We start from the raw sequence: 21,962 nt of genomic DNA, 5'->3' as shown, positions 1-21,962 counted from the left end.
AAGCCGTTCCATAAAGGAACAGCCCTTGTATTTAATCTAAAATTTTCACATACGGTTCATCTTGCTTCGCTTCACGTATAATAATCGCTTCTGGACGCTCTACAGATTTAATCGTTACTTGTACTTTCATATAATTCGGGAAGTATTCCATAACAAGCCCGGCTACATATTGTGTAAAGCCAATTATTTCTGCTTTCCCATTAAACTGGACAGGAATATCGAGCTTTATTTCTCTTAATTCATCGTCTCTATACATACCAGTACCGATAACAGCTGTATAGTCGCCTTGGAAATAATCACTTAATTTTGCCTTGAAGTTTGATACTCTCGCCAGATCTTCACGTTTATTATCTGTTTTCGCTTGTTCAGATGGGAACAAATAATATTTCTCATTAATTTGTTTCCAATCCTCAACTGTTTCACTGCCTTTTTCAACATTCGCATAAGAAACAAAGTTACCTGGCACAAGCGAAGACTTTGGAGCCTGACGATAAATCGCAAATGTTATCGGAAGGTTTTTTGTCTCAGGATCTTGTTGATGCATAACTTTCAAGATTTCTGGCACCATTTTTTTCCCTTCCGCTAACATCTTTTCATTCGAAATTGCAGCCTCACGCGGATAACCATGCTCTTCCTCATAATAATGAACCGAATTCATCGCTAATCCAACTACAATGCCGCTACGCTCATTTTTTTCGCCTTTGTTCACATAATAATCATGCTCTAAAATATTTGAAATATATATTGGATTTTTTTTATTTTTCACTTCTAATGATTCGGATCCTGTACCTAATGCAGGATTCAACCCTATGTTCGGGAATTTAACCGCATCTTTTTTTAGTGTATCTTCTAGTTTCTTTTGTTCTGCATCTGTACGTTTTCTTTTAACAAGCATCTGTATATGCTGAGTATCTAGGGCCTTTCCGCCTTTTAAAACATTATCTTTCGTACTAAATGATTCTTTCGCAATACGCATTAATCCTGTTTCAAATTCATCTATATCAAGACGATTACTTACTCCTTGCACAACTAAGCCACGTGCGTTTCCTCCCTCAAATGGAATAGTCGTCTTATAATATTCATCCGAAATAGAGTAATTCGGGACGATTGCTTGCTCTTTTGCTTTCCCCGATTTCTCAACCACTTTTTCATCTTTGTCGGCACCTGCACTACACCCACTTACAAGTAGGCCAAGGCTTAATACCGCTAATGCTATTTTTTTCATGGTAAGTTTGCACCTCTTACTTATTTAGCTCTTGTAAGAACCTCTCTTCATTCCAAACCTCAACATTATGTTTCTCCGCTTGTGCTAATTTCGAACCTGCCGCTTCACCTGCAACAACTAAATCCGTACTTTTACTAACACTTCCTGTTACTTTTCCACCTAATGCCTCAATTTTCTTCTTCGCTTCACTACGTCCCATAACTTCTAATTTCCCTGTTAAAACGACAGTTTTTCCTGCGAAGTACGACTCAACGTTTTGTAAATCAGCAATTTTCATGCCTTTATATGTCATGTTCACGCCGTATTCTTTAAATTGTTGTAATAACTCTAATACGTCTTCATTATCGAAATACGTTACTACGGATTGAGCCATTTTTTCACCAATTTCATTAATTGCTTTTAGTTCTTCTTCCGTTGCCTTCACAAGCGCATCCATCGTTTCGAAATGCTCTGCAAATGTACGTGCTGCTTTCGCTCCGACATGGCGAATACCTAGACCGAATAATAATCGCTCTAATGAGTTTTCTTTAGAATTCTCAATTGCTTGTACTAAATTCGTTGCTGATTTTTCTCCAAATCGTTCTAGCTGTAATAATTGCTCTTTCGTCAACGAATATAAATCAGCAAATGTACGAATATAATCTGCCTCAAAGAGTTGTGTAATGACACGTTCTCCAAGTCCATCAATATTCATTGCATTTCTTGAAACGAAATGGATTAACCCTTCTCGAATTTGAGCAGGACAAGTTGGATTTATACAACGAAGTGCTACCTCTTCTTCTAAACGAACTAGTTCACTCTCACATGCTGGGCAATGCGTTGGCATATGATATTCTTCTTCCTCACCAGTACGCTTATCGAAAATAACATTCACAACTTCAGGAATAATATCTCCAGCCTTCTTCACAACAACGTAGTCACCAATTCGAATATCTTTTTCACGAATTAAATCTTCGTTATGTAAAGAAGCACGACGAACGATCGTACCAGCCACTCGCACTGGCTCTAGCTCTGCAGTCGGTGTTACAACCCCTGTACGACCAACACTTAATTCAATCCCTGTTAATCTTGTTACAACTTCTTCAGCTGGGAATTTATAAGCAATTGCCCATCTTGGACTCTTTGCTGTAGTGCCTAGACTTTCTTGAAGAGCAACATCATCTACTTTTATAACGATCCCATCAATCTCATAATCAAGATGCGGACGTTTTTCTTGCCATTCTTCTACATAAGCTATAACTTCTTCAATTGTTTCACATGTGCGTCGATTTGGATTTGTTTTGAATCCAAGTTCACCTAAGAAATCAAGCGATTCACTATGTGATAGGATTGTTTTTTCTTCTACATTCGCAAGACCGTATACAAACATAGATAAGTTACGCTTCGCTGCAATTTTCGGATCAAGTTGGCGGATTGAACCTGCTGCCGCATTACGCGGATTTGCAAATACATCTTCACCATTTTGCTCTTTTTCTTCATTTAACTTAACGAATGAACGCTTCGGCATATAAGCTTCGCCTCGTGCTTCTAACGTTACTTCTTCATTTAAACGAAGCGGGATTGCTTTAATCGTTTTTAAATTTTGAGTAATATCTTCACCTGTTACACCATCACCACGTGTTGCCCCTTGAATGAAGCGTCCTTTTTCATAATGAAGTGAAACAGCAAGTCCGTCAATTTTTAATTCGCATATATATCTTACATTCGCATCATCAATTCCTTGACGTACTCGTCGGTCAAAATCACGTAAATCTCCTTCGTTAAATGCATTTCCTAAACTTAACATCGGTGACTTGTGTGTTACTTTTTCAAATATATCAAGAACCGTTCCCCCAACGCGAACGGAGGGAGAATCTTCACTCATAAACTCTGGGTTCTCTGCTTCTAATTTTATAAGCTCCTGCATATTACGGTCATACTCCGCATCAGAAACAGAAGGATTGTCTAATACGTGATATTGATAGTTAAATGTATTTAACAAATCACGTAGTTCTTCTATACGTTTTTTTGCTATCTCTTTTGACATATCCTCATTCCTTTCCTATTGTTTCGTCACAGGTGCAAATTTTGCTAACAAACGTTTAACACCAATTGGGCTTGGGAACGCAATATCTAATTCTTTTGCATCACCTTCACCTTTTACACTTACGACTGTACCGATTCCCCATTTTTGGTGGGAAGCTTTATCGCCTACTGCCCAGCCGATTTGTTCGCCGCCTGTCGTCTTAGCTGCAGGACGCGCGAAAGCTGAGCGAGAACGTGTTGTAGTTGTCATTTTACTGCTACTTGCCGTTCTTCCTTTTGCACCAAACGAAGTTTCACGCTTCGGCGCTGTTTCATTTAATGATTCTACTAGTTCTGTCGGGATTTCTGTAATGAATCGGGATGCGGCATTCATACTTGTTCTACCAAATAAAGTACGCATTTGTGCATTTGATAAATACAACTCTTCTTCTGCACGAGTAATACCTACATAAGCAAGACGACGCTCTTCTTGCATTTCATCTTCTTCCATTAGGGAACGAGTATGCGGGAATATTCCTTCCTCTAAACCAACAATAAAGACAACTGGGAATTCTAATCCTTTCGCTGAGTGCATCGTCATTAAAATAACTTCCTCACCAGCAGTCGGGTCTTCATCTACACGATCAATATCTGCAACAAGTGCTAAGTCTGTTAAGAATGCAACAAGGCTCTTATCTTCGCTTTGAGATTCAAATGTTTGCGTAACAGATAAAAACTCATCTAAGTTCTCTAGACGACCTTCCGCTTCTAACGTACGCTCGTTTTTCAACATGTCGCGATAGCCGGTTTTTTCAATAACTTCTTCTACCAATTCTGTAACAGATAAATACTCTTGCATATTTACCCAGTTGTGTAATAAACCTGCGAATTCTTTTACTGCCTTTGTAACCTTTGCACTTACTCCAACATGCTCAATCTCATCGAATACAGCTGTTAATGAAATTCCATTTTGTACACCGTAATTAATAATTTTATCGATAGAAGTCGCACCAATTCCGCGCTTTGGCACGTTAATAATACGTGCGAAACTAATCTCATCATCTGGATTCCCAATTAAGCGTAAATACGCCAAAATGTCTTTAATCTCTTTACGGTCGTAGAACTTCGTACCGCCGACAATTTTGTAAGGAATATTAGATTTCAGGAAAATCTCCTCGACCATACGAGACTGCGCATTTGTACGATATAACACCGCAAAATCAGTATATTTTCGTTTTCCCATTTGAATATCGTCGCGAATTTTTTTCGCAACAAAGTATGCTTCGTCCTTTTCCGTTGCAGCACGATAGTAAGAGATTTTGCTTCCAACTTCATTATCTGTCCATAATTTCTTCGGTTTACGATTCGTATTTCTTTCAATAACAGCATTCGCTGCATTTAAAATATTTTGTGACGAACGATAATTTTGTTCTAACAGAATAACTTGCGCATTCTCATAGTCTTTTTCGAATGACAAAATGTTAGAAATGTCCGCACCACGCCAGCGATAAATTGACTGATCTGAGTCACCTACAACACATAAATTTTTAAAACGTGCTGCCAAATGTTTAACAAGAAGGTATTGCGCTTTGTTCGTATCTTGATACTCATCCACGTGAATATACTGAAATTTACGCTGATAAAACTCTAGTACTTCTGGAACACGTTCAAATAGTTGAATCGTCGTCATAATTAAATCATCAAAGTCTAGTGAGTTATTTTTCAAAAGACGTTTTTGATATTCTGTATATACATCGCTCGTTAATTTTTCATATGGATCAGCAATTGTAATTTTCTTCGCATATTTATCCGCAGATAACAATTCATTTTTCGCATTACTAATACCAGCTAAAATAGAGCGCGGCTCAAATTTCTTCGGATCAATATTGCGCTCTTTCATAATTTTTTTAACTACAGTTAACTGATCACCTGAATCTAAAATTGTAAAGTTACGATTAATACCAATGCGATCGATATCACGTCGTAAAATACGTACACACATAGAGTGGAACGTAGAAATCCAAATATCTTCAGCTTCTGGTCCGACAAGTGTATCAATACGCTCGCGCATTTCACGAGCCGCTTTATTTGTAAAGGTAATAGCTAGTACATTCCATGGCGCTACTCCTTTTTCACCAAGTAAATACGCAATACGATGTGTTAACACACGTGTTTTACCACTACCTGCGCCTGCCATTAATAGAAGTGGTCCGTTCGTTGTTTGTACTGCTTTTTGTTGCTGCGGATTTAAACCATTTAATAATCTATCTGTCATACTCATATACGCCTGCACCTACTCTCCTTTTACTGCTTTAACCGTTTTTAACGCTGCTTTTATATCATCATAAATAATATTTCCAACAACTACTGTATCAGCATGCTGCGCCATTTCCTTCGCCTGTTCAGCATTAGAAATACCACCGCCATAATATAACTTAGCTTGTTTCAATTGTGCTTTTACATTTTTAACAAGTTCAACATCTCCATACGTACCGCTATATTCTAAATAAAATATCGGTAAACGTAATAGCTTGTCTGCTAAACGCGCGTATGCAATCACATCATCTTCTGTTACATCACACTTTGCATCTGTAAGCTGGGCTACTTTCGCTTCAGGATTTAAAACACAATATCCTTCCATAAAAATTTCGTCCCAATCCATAATATCCCCAAATTCTTTCAAAGCTTCATGATGAACGCCTGTTACCCATTCCACCTTTCGGCTATTTAAAACGCTTGGGATATAATAAAAATCGAATCCTGGTGTAATTGCTTCCACATCAGAAACCTCTAACACACAAGGAACTGCATATCTACGAATGCTAACTAGCATGTGTAGTACATTATCAATTGTCACCCCATCACTTCCGCCTACAATAACAGCATCTGTTCCAGACTCACAAATCATTTCTAAATGTTCGTCACTTAATTCCTTATTCGGATCAAGCTTAAATACATGTTTCCATCCGGAAATATCGTACATGAAAACACCCTTTCTTTTCTCAAGTTGTATATATTTCTGTTTAAAATAACAGTTTATTTTCATTAGGATTTTTTAAGTTCACCTTAAATATTTGTTTAAAGCGGAGAATTAAGTTTGGAATCCCCTCTTCCACATTTTTTAAACGAGAGGATTTAATTTTGAACTTCCTTTTATGCATTCTTTCATTATACCAAAAAAAGCTACTTACACACACGCACAATCCAACATCTTTTTCCACGTCAAATGTTGGATTACATATCCGAAAAATCAAAAGGGATACTAATAAAAGAAATAGTATTATCTATTTCAACTTTCATAAAAGGAGTGTTTTTCTAATGAAGCAAAATATCGGTACAATAAATGCCCTAATTCGAATTACACTCGGACTCGTCCTCTTCGGTTGTAGTGCAACGAAACTCGTGCGCAAACCTTGGTGCACTTGGTCTAACATTTTGCTATGGATTGGTGCAATGAAAGTTGCAGAGGGAATTGTTCGTTTCTGCCCTATTGTTGAAATGTGGAAATTCGGAAAATACATGAACATGGGGGCATTTAAAATGCCTAGCATGAATTTTGCTGAGAAGGGACATACTAAAGAAGAAGCGAATCAAACTTCCAAGCACGACAAACCACAGTCAAATGGAAGTTATGACGCTTCTGACAAAGAGATTGAGTCAGCGATTGAAGATATAATCCTGGCAAAACCGCTTTGAATCATTTGTCACGATGCAAGATGCTCTCAAAGGGACTTAGCTGCTGCAGTGGGCGGTTAAGTCTTCTTTATTTTATCACAAAAATAGAACATACATTCTTATTTCAGACATTAAAATATACATAATCAATAAAATTCAGAAAATTAGGTGTACACCTCTTGCTTAAAATGATATAAAAGTGATATCATTTTTATATCAGGAGGCGATCATATGAAAGAAAAACAAGTGTTTTATGTTAATGGTTTTCTTGGGATTATTGGAATTTTGATTTTAGCCGCTATCGGTGTATTTTTCCTCATGCAAGAAATTTTCATAGGAGCAGCATTAACTATTATTTTAGCTGCAGTTCTTGCTACAGGTATTGGTATTGTTCAACCAAATCAAGCAAAAGTCATTACGTTTTTCGGTAATTATTTAGGAACAATTCGTCAAAACGGTTTATTTTTAACGATTCCGTTCGCGTTCCGTCAAACTGTATCATTACGTGTTGAGAACTTTAATAGTAAGAAATTAAAAGTAAATGATGTTGACGGAAATCCAATTGAAATTGCAGCTGTTATCGTCTATAAAGTTGTTGATTCTGCAAAAGCGATGTTCGGCGTTGAACATTATGATCGATTTGTAGAAATTCAAAGCGAAACGGCAATCCGCCACGTTGCAACGAAATATCCTTATGATAATTTCCAAGATGAAACTTGCATTACGTTACGTGGAAATACTGAAGAAATCTCTGAAGAATTAAAACGTGAATTAGAAGCACGCCTTGAAATTGCTGGCGTAGAAGTGTTAGAAACTCGTTTAACACATTTAGCTTATGCAACAGAAATTGCCCATGCAATGCTACAACGCCAACAAGCAAAAGCAGTATTAGCTGCTAGAAAAGAGATTGTTGAAGGTGCTGTGAAGATGGCAAAAGATTCAATCCATATGTTAGATGAAGAAGGCGTACTTGAATTAGATGACGAGCGTAAAGCGAATATGGTGAACAACTTATTAGTTGCCATCGTTTCAGATAAAGGTGCGCAACCAGTTATTAATACAGGAAGCCTATACTAAAAGGCTGTAAATCACTATGGCTAAAAAGAAAAGCTTTCCATTACGTATTGATCCTGAATTACACGCAGTCATCGAAAAATGGGCGAATGATGAGTTTCGTAGCGTCAATGCACACATCGAGTATTTACTTCGAGAAATGGCAAAGCAAAAAGGGAAATTGAAAAAAGATAAAGATGCATAAAAAATCTCGCTGATTTCTCAGCGAGATTTTTTACATATTAGCTTCTCATCATCTCATGCCCAATTGCACGATATCCTATATCACTTCGGTAAAATAGAGCATCACTCTCAATTTTACCAATTTCTTTATACACCTTATCTTTCGCTTCTTGTAAACTATTCGCCTTACAAGCAACAAATAGTACACGACCACCGTTTGTTACAAAATCACCATGTTTCATCGCTGTACCTGAATGAAACACAATTACATCTTGCAATGCATCTAACCCGTTAATAATATCACCTTTTTTATATACTTCTGGATATCCTTTCGAAGCAAGTACAACGCCAATAACTGCTTCTTCTGACCATTGTAACGTTAGTTCACTCTCATCTAATACAGCGTTACATACATCAACTAAATCATTTTCTAGGCGTGGTAATACAACTTCCGTTTCAGGATCACCAAAGCGAGCATTAAACTCAATTACCTTTGGACCATCATTTGTTAAAATAAGTCCCGCATATAAAATACCTGTAAACGATCGATTTTCTGCAATCATCGCTTTAGCAGTTGGATGCAATACGTTTTTTATCGCCTCTTGAACTGCTGATTCCGAAATTTGTGGTACTGGAGAATATGCACCCATTCCACCTGTATTTGGACCTTTATCTCCATCAAAAGCTCGTTTATGATCTTGAGCAATTACCATCGGATGCACAGTTGTTCCATTTACAAATGCCATTAATGAAAATTCTTGTCCATCTAAAAACTCTTCAATAACGACCTTCTTACTCGCTTCACCGAACTTTACATCTTGTAGCATTTCTTTCACAGCCTGTAATGCTTCTTCAAGCGTCATCGCTACTGTTACACCTTTACCAGCAGCTAATCCATCTGCCTTAATAACAATTGGTGCACCAACTTTTTGAATGTACTGTACTGCTTCTTCATAATCTGTAAAAGTTTCATATGCCGCAGTTGGAATATTATATTTTTTCATCAATTCTTTCGTAAAAGCTTTACTACCTTCAATAACAGCAGCCGCTTTATTCGGACCAAATACGCGAAGTCCCTCTTCTGTAAAACGATCAACAATTCCATTCATAAGCGGAATTTCTGGTCCAACGAAAGTTAATTCAACCCTATTCTCTTTAGCAAATAAAACTAATGCATCAAAATCATTTTCATCAATATCAACTGGTGTTGCAATATCGCGCATACCTTCATTGCCCGGTGCTACATACACCTTTTTCACTTTTGTAGATTGTGCAAACTTCCAAGCTAAAGCATGCTCACGCCCACCGCGGCCAATTACCAAAACGTTCATATTTCATCCCCCAATATTTAAATAAGTACAAACTAGAAGCTATGCTCCTAGTTTGTTTTTTCATATCAATCAAAGGTTATCTTGACTGGACTTTTTAAACATCCTCTATTAGTGTTTAAAATGACGTACGCCAGTGAACACCATCGCAATCCCATACGTATCCGCCACTTTAATAGAATCTTCATCACGGATTGATCCGCCTGGTTGAATGATTGCTGTAATTCCTGCTTTTGCTGCTTCTTCTAATGTATCTGGCATTGGGAAGAAAGCATCAGATGCAAGCGCGCTACCTTGTGCTTTTTCACCAGCTTGTGTAATTGCGATTTTTGCAGAACCTACACGGTTCATCTGTCCAGCACCGACACCAATTGTCATATCATCTTTTGCTAAAACAATTGCATTTGATTTCACATGCTTTACAACTTTCCAAGCTAATTTTAAATCTTTCCATTCTTGCTCTGAAGGTTCACGTTTCGTTGGAATTGAAATTGTACTTTCATCTAATGATAACGTATCTTCCTCTTGAACGAGAAGGCCACCTTGTACAGAAGTTAGTTTTTTGCTCGCACTTGTCGATTTTTCAATATTTACAGTTAATAAACGTAAGTTTTTCTTACTTTGCAACACTTCTAAAGCTTCTTTTGAGAAAGAAGGTGCAATAATAATTTCTAAGAAAATTTCATGTAACTTTTCAGCTGTAGATTTGTCAATCTCACGATTCGCTGCAATAATCCCTCCAAAGATTGATACTGGATCCGCTTCATAAGCACGTGTGTATGCTTCATGAATATCAGTTCCTACTCCAACACCACATGGATTCATATGTTTTACTGCTACTACTGCTGGTTCTGTAAATTCTTTTACGATGCTAAGTGCTGCGTCTGCATCATTAATATTGTTATATGATAATTCTTTACCGTGTAATTGTTCTGCGTATGCAACAGAAGAAGTTGCTGCGAATGGCGCTTTATAGAAAGTTGCCTTTTGATGTGGGTTCTCGCCATAACGTAAGTCTTGCTTTTTCTCAAATGTCACAGTTAATGTTTCTGGGCTTTCTTCACCCATTTGCTCTGTTAAGTAGTTAGAGATTAACGCATCATATGCTGCTGTATGGCGGAATACTTTCGCTGCTAATTTACGTTTCGTTTCTTCTTTTACTTCACCGTTCTCTTTCAGTTCTGCTAATACAACATCGTAATCTACTGGATCTACAATTACCGATACAAATTTGTGATTTTTCGCAGCAGAGCGAATCATTGTTGGGCCACCAATATCAATATTTTCAATTGCATCAGCAAATGTTACATCAGGCTTAGCGATTGTTTCTTTGAATGGGTATAAGTTAACGACAACAAAATCAATTGGCTCTATACCTAACTCATTCATTTGTGCTACATGCGTTTCATTATCGCGAACTGCTAATAGACCACCATGAATATTTGGATGTAATGTTTTCACACGACCATCCATAATTTCTGGGAAACCAGTTACTTCAGAAATACCGATTACTTGTAAGCCGTTTTCTTCTAGTAATTTTTTTGTACCGCCTGTTGATATAACTTCGATCCCTTGTTCTAGTAAACCTTTAACAAATTCTACTACTCCTGTTTTATCTGAAACACTTACTAATGCACGCTTTTTCATTTACCCTTCACCCCTGGTTGTATGTTAGTTAACAGTTGGTTCTTTCGTAGATTGAACAATTTGATTCACTGTATTTACGTATAATTTATGTTCAACTTGTTGAATTTTCTTTTGTAAGCTTTCTCTCGTATCCCCTTCAGAAACAACTACTGCTTCTTGTGCAATAATTGGCCCTGTATCCATACCTGCGTCGACATAATGAATCGTTACTCCAGTTACTTTCACACCTGCTTCTAACGCTTGACCAACAGCATCTTTCCCTGGAAAACTCGGTAATAGTGATGGATGAATATTAATAATCCTTCCGCCGTAAGCTTCTAGTAAAGTTGGTCCAATTAAACGCATATATCCAGCTAAAATAACATAATCAATTTCATACTCTTCTAGCTTCTTTAATATCTCTTTTTCAAACGCTTCTTTTGACTCATATGCTTTAGCTGAAAAAGCGAAACACGGGATATGATGATAATGTGCTCGCCCAACAGCGCGTGCTTCTGGTTTATCACATACTAATAAACTAATTTCTGCATCCAATCTTTTTTCTTCTACTGCATTAACGAGAGATTGAAAGTTAGATCCGCTTCCAGAAGCAAAAACTGCTAATCTACTCATAGCGCTGTGCCTCCATTAAAAGTAACGCCAGCTCCTTGTACAGTGCGTCCAATAATACGAGCAGTTTCTCCTTGCTCTTCAAGAAGACGAACAACATCTTTTGCATCTTCTTCCTTCACCGCTACTACCATACCAATACCCATGTTAAAAATATTGAACATTTCTTTCTCTTCCAACTTGCCAACTTCTTGAAGTAAACTAAAGATTGGCTGAATTTCCCAAGATCCTAATTCAATTTCTGCACCGATTCCTTCTGGTAACATACGTGGAATATTTTCAATGAATCCGCCACCTGTAATATGTGCCATACCGTATACTTCATATTTCTTCAATAGTTCTAAAATAGGTTTGACATAAATTTTCGTTGGTTTTAATAATTCTTCACCAAGAGGTAGCTCTAAGCGTCCGTAAATGCGATCTAAAGATAGTTCTCCATCTTCTAGTAATACTTTTCGTACTAAAGAATAACCGTTACTATGAATACCGCTAGATGCTAAGCCAATTAATACGTGACCAGCTTCAATTTTTTCACCTGTTACAATTTTCTTTTTATCAACGATCCCAACTGTAAAACCAGCTAAATCGTATTCTTCTGTAGAATACATTCCTGGCATTTCAGCTGTTTCTCCACCAATTAAAGCACAACCTGCTTGGCGACAGCCCTCTGATATACCTTTGACGATGTTTTCAATTTTACTAGGTTCAGCTTTACCACAAGCAATATAATCAAGGAAGAAAAGCGGCTCTGCTCCTTGGACAACAATATCATTTACACACATTGCTACCGCATCAATACCAATTGTGTCATGTTTATCTGCCATAAAAGCGAGCATCAATTTCGTTCCCACGCCATCTGTTCCAGATACTAATACAGGTTCTTCTAATGCAAATTTTGATAGGTCAAACATACCTCCAAAACCGCCTAAACCGCCTAGTACTTCTTTTCTCATTGTTGTTTGTACGTGTTTTTTCATGCGAGATACCGCTTCATATCCAGCTTCAATATCTACTCCTGCTTGCTTATATGCATTCGCCATCGTTATCTACACCTCGTCTTTTAATTTCTCCCTATCCTGTGCGGGCCGTTTTAAGAAAGAAGCTAGCTTCTACATCAAAAAGAAGTAGAAGCTTTTTTCTTCTTATTTCATACTTTCTAAAAGCTCTTGCTCATAATCATAAAGAGCTGTTGGATAATCTCCATTGAAGTACGCCATACATAGGCCACCGTATTTCCCTTCATATGGACGTCCAATTGCATCTACTAATCCATCTTCACTTAAAAATGTTAATGAGTCTGCACCGATCATTTCACGAATTTCTTCTACCGTATGATTTGCTGCAATTAATTCTTTTCTCGTTTGAATATCAATGCCATAGAAACATGGATATTTCAAAGGTGGTGAAGCTATTCTTACGTGAACTTCTGTCGCTCCAGCCTCGCGAAGCATACGAACAATTCGTTTACTCGTTGTTCCTCGTACGATAGAATCATCAATCATAACAACTCGTTTTCCTTCAACTACACCTCTTACTGCTGAAAGCTTCATCTTAACCCCTTGCTCTCGCAGTTCCTGAGAAGGTTGAATAAACGTACGTCCAACGTAACGATTTTTAATTAATCCTAACTCATATGGAATACCTGTCGCCTCCGCATAACCAATTGCTGCTGAAATGCTAGAGTCTGGTACACCAGTAACAACATCAGCTTCAATAGGAGCTTCTGCCGCCAAACGTTTCCCCATGTTTTTACGTGCTGCATGGACATTAACACCAGCGATATTTGAATCTGGGCGTGCGAAGTAAATGTATTCCATACTGCAAATTGCATGTTCTACATCATTTGTAAAACGATCTACGTGAATTCCATCATCATTAATGATAAGTAATTCACCCGGTTCTACATCACGAATGTATGTTGCACCTACTACATCAAAAGCACATGTTTCTGATGCTACAACGTAAGCATCTCCCATCTTTCCAATTGAAAGGGGACGAAATCCATTTGGATCTAGCGCAACGATCATTTCATTTCCAGTTAGTAAAAGATATGCAAACGCACCTTTCACTTTATTTAGAGCTTCTTTTACACTTTCAATTAACGAATCTTTCGTACTACGTTTAATAAGGTGTAAAAGTACTTCTGTATCTGAACTTGTTTGAAAAATACTTCCCTCTGCCTCTAATTCGCGGCGAAGCATTTTTGCATTAATTAAATTCCCGTTATGAGCTAATGCCATACTATGATCAGAAAAACGGAATAGTAATGGTTGAACGTTAGCCACTTCACTTCCACCAGCCGTCGCGTATCGTACGTGTCCGATTGCTGATTTCCCGTTCAATCCTTCTAGCTCTCCTCTTGAAAACACTTCCGATATTAAACCTAACCCCTTGTGACCGACGATTTTTTCTCCATTATTTACGACAATGCCTGCGCCTTCTTGCCCACGGTGCTGTAAACTGTGCAATCCGTAGTATGAAACTTGTGCCGCATTTTCATGCCCCCAAATTCCGAAAACGCCACATTCTTCGTTTAACCCCTTTATTTCAGCAAGCATGGGATTGCCCCTTTCCAAGCCTTTCTCATTTCATCTACATTTGCTGTAAGTAATACTTCATTTTCTTCATTATGAATTGTCACTTCATTTGTATTTGTTACTTCTCCAACTTGAATTGCTTCTACCGCTTTCTCAAACGCTTCTTTATTTTCACGTTTTACAGTTATCACAAAGCGAGATTGCGATTCCGCAAATAATGCCGCTGTTGCTTCCCCGTCTAATTTCACAGTAGCACCTAAGCCGTTAGCACCAATTGCACTTTCTGAAATTGCAACTGCTAAACCACCTTCAGCAACGTCATGTGCAGATTGAATAAGGCCAGCTTGAATTGCTGCTAATACTTGTTTTTGACGTTTTAATTCTACGTCTAGATCGATACTTGGTGATTGGCCGAAAATTTTGCCGTGAAGCATTTTCTGTAATTCACTTCCACCAAACTCAGCTTTCGTCTCTCCGATAATATAAACTAAATCGCCAGCTTGCTTAAATTCTTGTGTTGTTACATGTTTTAAGTCATGTACTAGTCCGACCATCCCAACTGTCGGTGTTGGATATACCGCTTCACCACTACGTTCGTTATACATTGATACGTTTCCGCCTATAACTGGTGTTTGTAATGTGCGACAAGCTTCACTCATACCATCTACTGATTTCTCAATTTGCCAGAAGATTTCTGGTTTCTCTGGATTACCGAAGTTTAAGCAATCTGTAATTGCAAGTGGCTCTCCTCCAGAACATACGATATTACGTGCTGCCTCTGCTACTGCAATTTTACCGCCCATTTCTGGATCTAAATAAATGTAGCGAGAGTTACAATCTGTCGTCATTGCTAATCCTTTTTCTGTACCGCGTACACGTACAACTGCTGCATCTGAACCCGGTGTAACAACTGTGCTTGTGCGAACTTGATAATCATATTGATCATAAACCCACTCTTTACTTGCAATCGTCGGTTGTTGTAATAGAGCGAATAACGTTTCTTTATAATTTTCTACTTTTGGTGTTTCCATTTTCATCTGCTGGAATTCAGCAAAATATGCTGCTTCTTGTGATGGTTTATGATAAATTGGCGCTTCTTCTGCAAGAGCATCCGCTGGTACTTCAGCTACCATTTCACCTTTATGGAATAAACGAAGCATTTTGTCTTCCGTTACTTTCCCCATCGTAACGGCTGCAAGACCATACTTCTCAAATAAGTCTACTATTTCTTGCTCTCTACCTTTTTTCACAACAATTAACATACGCTCTTGTGATTCAGATAGCATCATTTCATATGGTGTCATTCCTGTTTCTCGTTGTGGTACATCATCTAAGTACATTTCAATACCCATTCCTGCTTTACTTGCCATTTCTGCAGAAGATGATGTTAAACCAGCTGCACCCATATCTTGAATTCCAACAAGTGCATCCGATTGAATAAGTTCTAAACAAGCTTCAATAAGAAGTTTCTCCATAAATGGATCTCCTACTTGAACTGCTGGACGCTTCGCTTCTGAGCTTTCAGATAACTCTTCAGATGCGAATGTAGCACCGTGGATACCATCACGACCAGTTGATGCTCCTACGTACATTACTGTGTTTCCAGCACCGTGCGCTTGCCCTTTTTTAATGTCTTCGTGGTTAATTAAGCCTACGCACATTGCATTTACAAGTGGATTTCCTTCATAACATGGATCAAACTGTACTTCGCCGCCAACAGTCGGAATACCGATACAGTTACCGTATCCTGCAATTCCTGCTACTACTTCTTCGAATAAGTATTTCACACGTGGTGATTGTAATTCTCCAAATCGAAGTGAGTTTAATAGAGCTACTGGACGTGCTCCCATAGAGAATACGTCACGAATAATACCACCAACACCTGTTGCCGCTCCTTGATATGGTTCAATAGCAGAAGGGTGGTTATGACTTTCCATTTTAAATACAACCGCTTGATTATCACCGATGTCTACAATTCCAGCACCTTCCCCAGGCCCTTGCAAGACGCGCTCACCTGTTGTTGGGAATTTTCGAAGTACTGGTTTTGAATTTTTATAACTACAATGTTCAGACCACATAACAGAGAATAATCCTGTTTCTGTATAATTTGGCAGACGGCCTAAAATCTTTTCAACCATGGCGAACTCTTCGTCTGTTAGCCCCATTTCCGCATATATGCGCTCTTCTTTAATTTGTGTTGGATTTGGTTCAAGCATTAACGACATATGTTTCCCTCCACTGTTTTAAGATAGATTGAAAGACTTTTAACCCTTCAGCACCGCCAAGTAATTCATCTACAGCACGCTCTGGGTGTGGCATCATACCCAGTACATTTCCTTTTTCGTTTACAATACCAGCAATATCTGAAACGCTTCCGTTCGGGTTTTCTACGTAACGGAATGCGATTTGATTATTCTCTTCTAATTGTTTAAGAGTCTCTTCATCACAATAGTAATTCCCCTCACCATGTGCAATTGGAATATTGATTACTTCATCTTTTTCATATTGTGATGTAAACATTGTTTCATTATTTTCAACACGTAACTGAACTGTTCGACACATAAATTTTAAGTTTTCATTTCTCATTAATGCTCCTGGTAATAATCCTGATTCAACAAGAATCTGGAATCCATTACATACACCTAAAATTGGCTTTCCTTGCTCAGCTGCTTTCTGTACTGCTTTCATTGCATTCGCAAAGCGAGAAATAGCACCGCAGCGTAAGTAGTCACCGTAAGAGAAACCACCTGGTAGTAGAATTGCATCATATTCATCTAAATTCTCTGTATCGTGCCAAACGTAATCTACTTCTTCGCCAAGCTCATCTTTAATTGCATGGAACATATCAACATCACAGTTCGAACCTGGAAATACTATTACGGCAAATTTCACTGTGCGACAACCTCCTCAACTTCATAACGGAAGTCTTCCATTACAACGTTTGCTAATAGTTTTTCACACATTTCCTTTACCTTGCTATCTAAGTCGGTTACCGATTTATCAATTGTTAGTTCCATGTACTTTCCAATTCGAACATCCTGTACTTCTGTGAATGAAAGGCTATGAAGTGCTCCTTTTACTGCTGTTCCTTGTGGATCTAATACGCTTTCTCTTAATGTTACATATACCTTAACTTTATACATGTGAAATTCCCCCTAAACGTTTTAAAATCTCTTCATAAGCATCTGTTAAATTTCCAAGATCACGACGGAATACGTCTTTATCAAACTTCTCATTGCTCGTTTCATCCCATAAACGGCAAGTATCTGGTGAAATTTCATCTGCTAAAATGATTTCTCCTTCATCCGTTACACCAAACTCTAATTTGAAATCTACTAATCTTACACGACAGCTTGCGAAATGATCAATCAACACTTGATTGATTTGTAGAGCCATATCTCGTAATACGCTTACTTGCTCTGGCGATGCAACGTTTAATACACGAATATGATCTTCCGTTACAAGCGGATCTCCTAAATCATCATCTTTGAAGTAAAATTCTACGATTGGTTCTGCAAGTACAGTTCCCTCTTCCATTCCTAATCGTTTTGAAAGACTTCCTGCAATTACATTTCTTGTGACAACTTCTAAAGGAATAATACTCACTTTTTTAACAAGTTGTTCTGTTTCAGATAGCTTCTCAACAAAGTGTGTTTTAATTCCTACTTCTTGTAACTTTCTGAACAATAAAGTTGTAATCTCATTGTTCAAACGACCTTTTCCTGTAATCGTCTCTTTTTTCTCCCCATTGAAAGCAGTCGCACTATCTTTGTACTCTACCCAAACCATATCTGCTGATTCTGTACGATAAATTCTTTTTGCCTTACCTTCATACAGCAATTCTAGCTTTTGCATTTCGCAAGCCCCCTGTAGTTTGAAAAATGTGAATAATGTTTTTATAAAGAATGGCACAGAATGACTCTATTCTGTGCCATATGAAATTTTACGCTTCGTTTAATCCAAGGCGTTCAAAGATTGTATCAACGTGTTGCATATGATGCTCATAGTTGAAGCATTCATTAATTTCTTCTTGTGTTAACTTGCTCGTAATACGCTCATCAGCTTCTACAAGCTCTTTAAATTGTACTTGTGTTTCCCAAGCTTCCATCGCTTTAGGTTGTACGATATCGTAAGCTTCCTCACGTACCATACCTTTATCGATTAATGTAAGCATTACGCGCTGAGAATAAATTAAGCCGTATGTTCTTGTCATATTACGTTTCATATTCTCTGGGTATACAGTTAAGTTTTTAACAATATTACCAAAGCGGTTTAGCATGTAATTTAACGCGATTGTAGCATCTGGTAAAATTACGCGTTCTGCTGAAGAGTGAGAAATATCACGCTCATGCCATAATGGAACATTCTCATAAGCTGTCATCATATAACCGCGGATAACACGAGCTAAACCAGTCATATTTTCAGATCCAATTGGATTACGCTTATGCGGCATTGCAGAAGAACCCTTTTGACCTTTTGCGAAAGCTTCTTCAACTTCACGTGTTTCACTCTTTTGTAAACCACGAATCTCAACTGCCATCTTTTCGATAGACGTTGCGATTAATGCAAGTGTTGACATGTAATGTGCATGGCGATCACGTTGCAATGTTTGTGTTGAAATTGGTGCTGCTTCTAATCCTAAGTTTTCACAAACATACTTTTCTACGAATGGATTGATATTTGCATATGTACCAACCGCACCAGATAATTTACCAACACGAACTGTATTAGCAGCTTGTTTGAAACGCTCTACGTTACGTTTCATTTCTTCATACCAAAGACCAAGTTTTAAACCGAATGTTGTTGGTTCTGCATGAACACCGTGTGTTCTTCCCATCATGATCGTGTATTTATGCTCTTTCGCTTTGTTAGCTAAAATACTTACAAAGTTTTCTAAGTCTTTTAATATGATTTCATTCGCTTGTTTTAAAATGTAAGATAACGCTGTATCTACTACGTCTGTAGATGTTAAACCGTAATGAATCCATTTACGTTCCTCGCCTAATGCTGGTGTTTCTGATACAGCACGAGTGAATGCAACTACGTCATGACGTGTCTCTTTTTCAATTTCATAAATACGATCAATATCAAATGATGCATGCTCACGAATTTTTTTAACATCTTCTTTCGGAATATCGCCAAGCTCAGCCCATGCTTCACAAGCTAAAATCTCAACTTCTAACCACGCTTTAAATTTGTTCTCTTCCGTCCAAATTGCACCCATTTCTGGGCGTGTATAACGACTAATCATCTTTTTCCCTCCAACAGTTGTTCTTGATGGTCCCAAATATGCAAACTCTTCGCTTTTTCTAGAGCGACTTCAATATTATCATTTAAAATATTAACATGCCCCATTTTTCGCTGCGCTTTTGCTTCTTCTTTTCCATACAAGTGTAAATAGCACCCGGTTAATCTATTCACTTGTCTTAGGACCCCTTCTATATGTTCGCCTAAAATGTTTACCATGACAACTGGTTTTAACAAATTTGTTTCTCCAAGAGGTAAATTACAGATTGCTCGAATATGTTGGCCGAATTGACTCGTTTCACATGCATCCTGTGTATAGTGTCCTGAATTGTGAGGTCTTGGTGCTAATTCATTAATGTAAATCTCACCATCAGCTGTAGCAAACATCTCTACCGCTAGTGTTCCCACAAGTTCTAGTTCATCCGCAAGCACTTTTGCATAAGCAATAGCTTTTTGAGAAAGTTCTTCTGTAATGCGAGCTGGAACGATGGATTCATGCAAAATGTTATTTACATGAATATTTTCCGCTACCGGAAATACTTTCGTTTCACCACTTACACTACGAATGACAATAACTGATACTTCTTTTTCAAAAGGCACCCATTTCTCTAAAATACACTCTGCTGCATTCGCAAGCTCTCGCGCTGTATCAACGTCATCCTCACTTCTTAAAACAACTTGCCCTTTCCCATCATATCCACCTGTCGTCGTTTTTAAGACAGAAGGATATGATAACTCAGCGATTGCTTCAGTAAGCTGACCTTGATTTTGAACTAATCTATACGTTGCTACTGGTAATCCTGCTTTCTCAATCGCATTCTTTTCTGTAAAACGATTTTGCGTTTTACTTAACAACTGACTGCCTTGCGGTAAGTAAGCATGTTTTTCAAGCCATTGTAAACATCTATAATCAATATTCTCAAATTCATATGTGACAACATCACTGATCTCTGCTAAATGCTGAATTGCTTTTAAATCGTCATATGATGCAACAATTTCAATATCAGCAACTTGTGCACATGGTGAGTTTTTTGTAGGATCTAAAACAGCAATTTTATATCCCATCTCCTTAGCCGCCAATGCCATCATTCTTCCTAGCTGGCCGCCTCCAATAATACCGATTGTTTTTCCAGGTAAAATGATTCTCGTCATACTAGCTCACTACCTTCGCGCACATCTTTTTCAATTGCTTCTCTTCTCAATTCTAATGCATCATATATGTCATCATGGAATGATCCAAGTATTTGTGCAGCAAGTAAACCAGCATTTGTTGAACCAGCCTTACCAATTGCAACAGTTGCAACTGGAACCCCTCCTGGCATTTGGACGATGGATAATAATGAATCTAAGCCGTTTAACGCTTTTGATTGAACTGGAACTCCGATTACAGGAAGATTTGTCTTCGCTGCAACCATTCCTGGTAAATGTGCTGCTCCACCAGCTCCAGCAATAATAACTTTCAATCCACGTTCACGAGCCGTCTCTGCATATTCAAACATATAATCCGGAGTCCGATGAGCGGATACAACTTTTTTCTCATACGGTATATTTAATTCATCTAAAATGTCACAAGCATATTTCATTGTTTCCCAGTCTGACGTGCTTCCCATTATGACTCCAACTAGTGATTTCATATTAGAATCCCCCCGATTCAAATAAAAAAAGCCTGAAATAGAACAGTTTCTCTTTTACTATGAGAGAAAGCGCTCTACTCAGGCATACGTATCCCTTGTGAATAGAAAAATACCGAGTGACTTTCCCTCATAGTCTAACGAATAACGGTCGTTAGGTAGAGACTTGCAGGCCATATCCCCGCGATTATATGAGGTCTTATATATTATTCTTTCTATGGCTATATTAACAATATTTCATAAACAATGTCAACAAATAATCGAATGTTTTTTTATTACTCATCAATAACGTTCGTGTTTTAGTTATATTCAAAAGAATAATTGTAACTATATGCAAGAAGGATAAGCAATTAGAATATATATTTCTAGAGATCTACCATACACAAAACGGTTTGTATAAAGAAATAACAGTTCCTATCATAAGGATTGTTTGGGAGCACTTAGAAAGCCTGAAAAGCAAAAAATCATTACTATTACCCTCAATAGCCTCATTTTCATTCTTTTCTCTCATTAAGATTACTAAATTTACGGATTATGACATTTGATATATAAAAATAAACACAAAAAAACCTAAGTCGAAACGACTTAGGTTTTTGCTTGGCGACGTCCTACTCTCACAGGGACAAGGTCCCAACTACCATCGGCGCTAGAGAGCTTAACTTCCGTGTTCGGTATGGGAACGGGTGTGACCTCTCTGCCATCATCACCAAACTATGAAGGCATATTCCTTCAAAACTAGATAACATTTGCTACATATTATATGGTTAAGTCCTCGATCTATTAGTATTCGTCAGCTCCACATGTCACCATGCTTCCACCTCGA

General features: G+C 37.9%; 19 protein-coding genes, 1 rRNA gene and 1 riboswitch. Of the genes, 3 read left to right on the top strand and 17 right to left on the bottom strand.

What is annotated here, in order from left to right; all coding sequences use genetic code 11:
- Positions 1-31: 31 nt before the first annotated feature.
- The 4 genes from PDK19_RS23225 to PDK19_RS23210 are packed head-to-tail and all read right to left on the bottom strand — an operon-like array spanning position 32 to position 6,212.
- On the bottom strand, positions 32-1,225 hold the full coding sequence (locus PDK19_RS23225; RefSeq protein WP_014893357.1) for a CamS family sex pheromone protein: 1,194 nt from the start codon (positions 1,223-1,225) through the stop codon (positions 32-34).
- Between the two features lie 16 nt (positions 1,226-1,241).
- A complete protein-coding gene (gene ligA / locus PDK19_RS23220; RefSeq protein ID WP_000031440.1) occupies positions 1,242-3,251 on the bottom strand; it encodes an NAD-dependent DNA ligase LigA in 2,010 nt (669 codons plus the stop codon).
- A 15-nt stretch (positions 3,252-3,266) separates the two neighbouring features.
- On the bottom strand, positions 3,267-5,510 hold the full coding sequence (pcrA, locus tag PDK19_RS23215; RefSeq protein ID WP_011039939.1) for a DNA helicase PcrA: 2,244 nt from the start codon (positions 5,508-5,510) through the stop codon (positions 3,267-3,269).
- A 12-nt stretch (positions 5,511-5,522) separates the two neighbouring features.
- Entirely contained in the window at positions 5,523-6,212 is a 690-nt protein-coding gene (locus PDK19_RS23210; protein WP_000272093.1) for a heptaprenylglyceryl phosphate synthase, read from the bottom strand.
- A gap of 335 nt (positions 6,213-6,547) precedes the next feature.
- Here PDK19_RS23210 and PDK19_RS23205 point away from each other — a divergent pair, with 335 nt between their 5' ends.
- From PDK19_RS23205 to PDK19_RS23195, 3 genes are all read left to right on the top strand, one after another.
- A complete protein-coding gene (locus PDK19_RS23205; RefSeq protein ID WP_002026867.1) occupies positions 6,548-6,925 on the top strand; it encodes a YgaP family membrane protein in 378 nt (125 codons plus the stop codon).
- 210 nt (positions 6,926-7,135) lie between these two features.
- Positions 7,136-7,981, top strand: coding sequence for an SPFH domain-containing protein (locus PDK19_RS23200; protein ID WP_000660679.1), 846 nt, complete (start codon positions 7,136-7,138; stop codon positions 7,979-7,981).
- A gap of 16 nt (positions 7,982-7,997) precedes the next feature.
- Positions 7,998-8,162 (top strand): toxin-antitoxin system HicB family antitoxin, encoded by a 165-nt coding sequence (locus PDK19_RS23195; protein WP_001085171.1) that lies wholly within the window; start codon positions 7,998-8,000, stop codon positions 8,160-8,162.
- A 37-nt stretch (positions 8,163-8,199) separates the two neighbouring features.
- On the opposite strand, the gene purD is transcribed toward PDK19_RS23195, so the two are convergent.
- From purD to rrf, 13 genes are all read right to left on the bottom strand, one after another.
- On the bottom strand, positions 8,200-9,471 hold the full coding sequence (purD, locus tag PDK19_RS23190) for a phosphoribosylamine--glycine ligase (RefSeq protein WP_049111669.1): 1,272 nt from the start codon (positions 9,469-9,471) through the stop codon (positions 8,200-8,202).
- 108 nt (positions 9,472-9,579) lie between these two features.
- Positions 9,580-11,115, bottom strand: coding sequence for a bifunctional phosphoribosylaminoimidazolecarboxamide formyltransferase/IMP cyclohydrolase (purH, locus tag PDK19_RS23185; RefSeq protein WP_074615324.1), 1,536 nt, complete (start codon positions 11,113-11,115; stop codon positions 9,580-9,582).
- A gap of 24 nt (positions 11,116-11,139) precedes the next feature.
- Entirely contained in the window at positions 11,140-11,727 is a 588-nt protein-coding gene (purN, locus tag PDK19_RS23180) for a phosphoribosylglycinamide formyltransferase (RefSeq protein ID WP_000088580.1), read from the bottom strand.
- Positions 11,724-12,764, bottom strand: coding sequence for a phosphoribosylformylglycinamidine cyclo-ligase (purM, locus tag PDK19_RS23175; RefSeq protein WP_001262432.1), 1,041 nt, complete (start codon positions 12,762-12,764; stop codon positions 11,724-11,726). The genes purN and purM overlap by 4 nt, the downstream gene beginning before the upstream one ends.
- Positions 12,765-12,866: 102 nt before the next feature.
- On the bottom strand, positions 12,867-14,282 hold the full coding sequence (purF, locus tag PDK19_RS23170) for an amidophosphoribosyltransferase (RefSeq protein ID WP_000879021.1): 1,416 nt from the start codon (positions 14,280-14,282) through the stop codon (positions 12,867-12,869).
- Positions 14,267-16,486, bottom strand: a complete 2,220-nt coding sequence (gene purL / locus PDK19_RS23165) for a phosphoribosylformylglycinamidine synthase II (RefSeq protein ID WP_000055585.1) — start codon at positions 16,484-16,486, stop codon at positions 14,267-14,269. Before purL ends, purF begins: the two co-directional genes overlap by 16 nt.
- Entirely contained in the window at positions 16,470-17,153 is a 684-nt protein-coding gene (gene purQ, locus PDK19_RS23160) for a phosphoribosylformylglycinamidine synthase subunit PurQ (protein WP_000666779.1), read from the bottom strand. The genes purL and purQ overlap by 17 nt, the downstream gene beginning before the upstream one ends.
- Entirely contained in the window at positions 17,150-17,404 is a 255-nt protein-coding gene (gene purS / locus PDK19_RS23155; protein ID WP_000278826.1) for a phosphoribosylformylglycinamidine synthase subunit PurS, read from the bottom strand. The genes purQ and purS overlap by 4 nt, the downstream gene beginning before the upstream one ends.
- Positions 17,397-18,116, bottom strand: a complete 720-nt coding sequence (gene purC / locus PDK19_RS23150) for a phosphoribosylaminoimidazolesuccinocarboxamide synthase (protein WP_001170542.1) — start codon at positions 18,114-18,116, stop codon at positions 17,397-17,399. The genes purS and purC overlap by 8 nt, the downstream gene beginning before the upstream one ends.
- Positions 18,117-18,204: 88 nt before the next feature.
- Positions 18,205-19,512, bottom strand: coding sequence for an adenylosuccinate lyase (gene purB / locus PDK19_RS23145; protein WP_000625679.1), 1,308 nt, complete (start codon positions 19,510-19,512; stop codon positions 18,205-18,207).
- Entirely contained in the window at positions 19,509-20,660 is a 1,152-nt protein-coding gene (gene purK / locus PDK19_RS23140; protein ID WP_000196798.1) for a 5-(carboxyamino)imidazole ribonucleotide synthase, read from the bottom strand. The genes purB and purK overlap by 4 nt, the downstream gene beginning before the upstream one ends.
- Positions 20,657-21,142 carry a 5-(carboxyamino)imidazole ribonucleotide mutase gene (gene purE / locus PDK19_RS23135; RefSeq protein WP_000839371.1) on the bottom strand — a complete coding sequence of 162 codons (486 nt, stop codon included), beginning with the start codon at positions 21,140-21,142 and terminating at the stop codon, positions 20,657-20,659. The genes purK and purE overlap by 4 nt, the downstream gene beginning before the upstream one ends.
- A 110-nt stretch (positions 21,143-21,252) precedes the next feature.
- A riboswitch (purine riboswitch) is annotated at positions 21,253-21,354 on the bottom strand.
- 380 nt (positions 21,355-21,734) lie between these two features.
- A 5S ribosomal RNA gene (rrf, locus tag PDK19_RS23130) occupies positions 21,735-21,850 on the bottom strand.
- Positions 21,851-21,962 lie beyond the last annotated feature (112 nt).

The sequence above is a fragment of the Bacillus cereus group sp. BcHK124 genome, from assembly GCF_027712065.1.
Lineage (GTDB): Bacteria > Bacillota > Bacilli > Bacillales > Bacillaceae_G > Bacillus_A > Bacillus_A pacificus.
Note: the sequence above shows the minus strand (reverse complement) of the source record. Positions and strands in the feature narration are given on the sequence as shown.

Excerpts from the sequence above, each read along its gene's own strand:
- PDK19_RS23225 (WP_014893357.1), bottom strand. The coding sequence starts at position 1,225 with ATGAAAAAAATAGCATTAGCGGTATTAAGCCTTGGCCTACTTGTAAGT.
- purE (WP_000839371.1), bottom strand. The coding sequence starts at position 21,142 with ATGAAATCACTAGTTGGAGTCATAATGGGAAGCACGTCAGACTGGGAA.
- purH (WP_074615324.1), bottom strand. The coding sequence starts at position 11,115 with ATGAAAAAGCGTGCATTAGTAAGTGTTTCAGATAAAACAGGAGTAGTA.
- PDK19_RS23200 (WP_000660679.1), top strand. The coding sequence starts at position 7,136 with ATGAAAGAAAAACAAGTGTTTTATGTTAATGGTTTTCTTGGGATTATT.
- PDK19_RS23195 (WP_001085171.1), top strand. The coding sequence starts at position 7,998 with ATGGCTAAAAAGAAAAGCTTTCCATTACGTATTGATCCTGAATTACAC.
- purN (WP_000088580.1), bottom strand. The coding sequence starts at position 11,727 with ATGAGTAGATTAGCAGTTTTTGCTTCTGGAAGCGGATCTAACTTTCAA.
- purM (WP_001262432.1), bottom strand. The coding sequence starts at position 12,764 with ATGGCGAATGCATATAAGCAAGCAGGAGTAGATATTGAAGCTGGATAT.
- purK (WP_000196798.1), bottom strand. The coding sequence starts at position 20,660 with ATGACGAGAATCATTTTACCTGGAAAAACAATCGGTATTATTGGAGGC.
- purD (WP_049111669.1), bottom strand. The coding sequence starts at position 9,471 with ATGAACGTTTTGGTAATTGGCCGCGGTGGGCGTGAGCATGCTTTAGCT.
- purF (WP_000879021.1), bottom strand. The coding sequence starts at position 14,282 with ATGCTTGCTGAAATAAAGGGGTTAAACGAAGAATGTGGCGTTTTCGGA.
- purC (WP_001170542.1), bottom strand. The coding sequence starts at position 18,116 with ATGCAAAAGCTAGAATTGCTGTATGAAGGTAAGGCAAAAAGAATTTAT.
- PDK19_RS23205 (WP_002026867.1), top strand. The coding sequence starts at position 6,548 with ATGAAGCAAAATATCGGTACAATAAATGCCCTAATTCGAATTACACTC.
- purS (WP_000278826.1), bottom strand. The coding sequence starts at position 17,404 with ATGTATAAAGTTAAGGTATATGTAACATTAAGAGAAAGCGTATTAGAT.
- ligA (WP_000031440.1), bottom strand. The coding sequence starts at position 3,251 with ATGTCAAAAGAGATAGCAAAAAAACGTATAGAAGAACTACGTGATTTG.
- pcrA (WP_011039939.1), bottom strand. The coding sequence starts at position 5,510 with ATGAGTATGACAGATAGATTATTAAATGGTTTAAATCCGCAGCAACAA.
- purL (WP_000055585.1), bottom strand. The coding sequence starts at position 16,486 with ATGTCGTTAATGCTTGAACCAAATCCAACACAAATTAAAGAAGAGCGC.
- PDK19_RS23210 (WP_000272093.1), bottom strand. The coding sequence starts at position 6,212 with ATGTACGATATTTCCGGATGGAAACATGTATTTAAGCTTGATCCGAAT.
- purB (WP_000625679.1), bottom strand. The coding sequence starts at position 19,512 with ATGATTAGTCGTTATACACGCCCAGAAATGGGTGCAATTTGGACGGAA.